The organism is Nonomuraea sp. NPDC059007 (assembly GCF_042740555.1).
Lineage (GTDB): Bacteria > Actinomycetota > Actinomycetes > Streptosporangiales > Streptosporangiaceae > Nonomuraea.
Genome location: NZ_JBHYJD010000120.1, coordinates 1 through 2,098 on the forward strand (window position 1 = coordinate 1; position 2,098 = coordinate 2,098).

The 2,098-nt window shown below is 66.6% G+C and carries 2 protein-coding genes; both read left to right on the plus strand.

Annotated features, from left to right (window positions below; all coding sequences use genetic code 11):
* Positions 1–1,240 (plus strand): ISL3 family transposase (locus ACFWY5_RS57965; protein ID WP_379640395.1); only part of this gene is annotated, 1,240 nt, incomplete at its 5' end.
* Between the two features lie 152 nt (positions 1,241–1,392).
* Complete coding sequence (locus tag ACFWY5_RS57970; RefSeq protein ID WP_379627137.1) at positions 1,393–1,893, plus strand: nuclear transport factor 2 family protein; 501 nt, start codon at positions 1,393–1,395, stop codon at positions 1,891–1,893.
* Positions 1,894–2,098: the final 205 nt, after the last annotated feature.

Here is a 2,098-nt window from a genome sequence, read left to right on the forward strand (position 1 = left end):
GCTGGAGCGCTACCAGCGTCGAACGAGCAGACTCACCGGGCAACTGGGCGCAGTGGTCAAGGAACTGGCCGGCCGGGCGGGTGCACGACTGTCAGCGGTCCTGGCCATCACGATCTCGAGGTCCACGGCACTGCGCCTGCTCATGCGAGTGCCGCTGCCACCGCTGCGGATCCCGCGCGTGCTGGGGGTCGATGACCTCGCGCTCAAACGCCGCCACCGTTACGCCACCATCCTCACCGACGCCGAGACCGGCGAGCGGATCGATGTCCTGCCCGGCCGCGGTACCGACGTCCTGGAGACATGGCTGTGCTCCCACCCGGGGGTAGAGATCGTCTGCCGCGACGGCTCAGGCGCCTACGGCGAGGCGATTCGACGCGCCCTGCCGGACGCGGTGCAGGTCGGCGACCGATGGCACCTGTGGGCGAACCCCTGCGACAAGACCCTCGCTGAAGTTCGCTCCCACAGCGCCTGCTGGGCCACGGTCAACCCGCCCCGGCCCGCCGGCATGCGTGAACAGACCACGCGCGAGCGCCGGCAGCAGATCCACGACCTACGGGACAAGGGCGCCGGCCTCCTGGAGCGCACCCGCCGCCTGAACCCGTCCCTGAACACCGTCAAACGCTACGCCCGCACCCGCGAGCCCGAGGCCCTGCGCCGTGCCCCCCGCTACCAGCCCACCCTCATCGACCCCTACCCCGATCACCTGCGAGAACGGCGCGCCGCCGACCCCGCCGTCCCGGTTCGGCAACTGTTCCGCGAGATCAAAGAGCTGGGCTACACCGGCAGCCTCAACCTGCTCTACCGCTACATCACCCAAGGCCGAGCCGAAGGACAACGGCCTGTCACCACCCCGCGCCGCCTGGCACGCCTCCTGCTCACCCACCCCGACCGGCTCCGCGATAGCGACACCCAACTACGGCAGGAACTCACGGCCGTCTGCCCCGAACTGACCGCACTCTCCCACCATATCCGCAGCTTCGCCGAACTCCTCACCCCGGCCGAGGGCAACGACGCCAAGCTCACCACCTGGATCACCACCCTGCGAGCCGCTGACCTGCCCCACCTGCACGGCTTCGCCAACGGCCTCGAACTCGACCGCGACGCCGTGAACGCCGCCCTCACCCTCCCGCATCGCAACGGCCGAACCGAAAGCGTCAACACCCGCACGAAAAGGATCATGCGCCAGATGCACGGCCGGGCCGGGTTCGACCTTCTTCGCCACCGCATCCTGCCGAAGTGAAGATCACTCGGCGCCACCACCGATTACGGGCCAGAGCCGTTCTTCTTCTTTGTACAGTCCCTGGTGCGAGGAGTCTTGTGGGGCCCAGGTGAGTTGAGCGAGAGGTCCGATTCACGCCAGCGGGAATCCGGGACACTAGAGATGCTCGGGTCATGAGCACGGTAAAGACGTCAGAGACCCAGGTCGGCGGGGAGCAGTCAGGCCGACAGCGAGCTGATGATGCGTGGACGGTCATGGAGAGGTTCTACGCGGCCGAGGCCGCGTACGTGGCCACGGGCGGTTTCGGTAAGGCCAGCTACGAACCCGTTGCTGCTTTGCTGGACCCGGAGGTGGTGCTGTACCAGGCTCCAGGACTGCCGTTCACCGGAACCGGGGTCTGGCGTGGACATGAGGAGATGGAGCGATTTCTGGCCGTTTTCAGTGAGGTCTGGGAGGCGATGGAGTTCCTGGAACAACAACATTGGGGGGACACCAACACCGTCATCGTACGGAATCGGGTCCGCTTCCGGGCCCGCGCCACCGGCAAGCAGGTCGACACCTTGATCATGCAACTGGTCACCGTGCGGGATGGACGCATGCTGGAATGCCGCCCGTTCTATTGGGATCCCCAAGCCATCGCTGAGGCTTGTCGGCTCGACGGCGATGACACGTGACCACGGACAGGCGAACCATCGGGGTTGGGTGTGGATCCTTCTCAGGGATTGGCTGAGCTGGTGTGTTGCGGATGAGTAGCGTCCACTCCGGGTGAGGTGTAGCGGAGCGCGTCTGCCATGCCATAGTCGGTAGGTGAATCACCGCTCCCGCTCCTGGATCCGGCGACGGCTGCGTTCGCTGGCGTGGCTCGAGTTGCTTAACATC

Coding starts and splice junctions, on each gene's coding strand:
- ACFWY5_RS57970 (WP_379627137.1), top strand. CDS start 1,393: ATGAGCACGGTAAAGACGTCAGAGACCCAGGTCGGCGGGGAGCAGTCA.